The following is a 237-nucleotide window of genomic DNA, read 5'->3' on the forward strand; positions in this document are numbered from 1 at the left end:
CCGCCCACCACGACCACGTCCTTGCCCGAGGCGTTCAGCGTGCCGTTCTCATACTCGGGAACGACGTCGCCCAGGCCCGTGCGGTTCGAGGCGATCAGATAGTCGAGGGCCGGCACAACGCCTTGGCTGCCGGCGCCGGGGGCCACCAGATCGCGCGCCGCATAGACGCCGACGGCGATCAGCACGGCGTCGTGCTGGGCGCGCAGGTCTTCCAGGGTGGCGTCCTTGCCGACCTCG

Annotated in this window: 1 pseudogene; it reads right to left on the reverse strand. The window is 70.9% G+C overall.

The annotated features are described in order from the left end of the window. Positions 1-237 (reverse strand): annotated as a pseudogene (locus tag ACK4S7_RS13300) (NAD(P)-dependent oxidoreductase); the annotation flags it as partial.

The organism is Sphingorhabdus sp., from assembly GCF_046292425.1.
Classification (GTDB): domain Bacteria; phylum Pseudomonadota; class Alphaproteobacteria; order Sphingomonadales; family Sphingomonadaceae; genus Sphingorhabdus_B.